At 72.0% G+C, this 246-nt stretch carries 1 protein-coding gene; it reads left to right on the top strand.

Going from position 1 to position 246, the window contains the following annotated elements:
- Positions 1-7: 7 nt before the first annotated feature.
- Positions 8-246, top strand: a 239-nt coding sequence (locus ON38_RS37020; RefSeq protein ID WP_218000759.1) for a hypothetical protein, incomplete at its 3' end; no start/stop codon positions are given.

Here is a 246-nt window from a genome sequence, read left to right as displayed (position 1 = left end):
GTCGAAGGTGTCCGACAAAGCCTCGGCCTCGGGTCCGGACGAGACCACCGCAGCGGCGCCCTCGGCGGCGCTGGGCGTGGCGACCTGCGGAGAATCGGCAGAGGTCGCCGGAGGTGAATCCTGCGGTAGGGATATCACCGCCGGTGGCACGGTTGCGGTCGAGGTAGGCGTGGGCTCGGCCACGCCCCGGGGACGTTCGTCGCCGACGGTATCGGCCATCGGTGGTGACGGCTTCGGGGCCTCGCC

The organism is Nocardia testacea NBRC 100365, assembly GCF_000308775.1.
Classification (GTDB): Bacteria; Actinomycetota; Actinomycetes; order Mycobacteriales; family Mycobacteriaceae; genus Nocardia; species Nocardia testacea.
The sequence above is the reverse complement of the archived record's forward strand: the minus strand, read 5'-3'. Positions and strand labels throughout refer to the sequence as shown.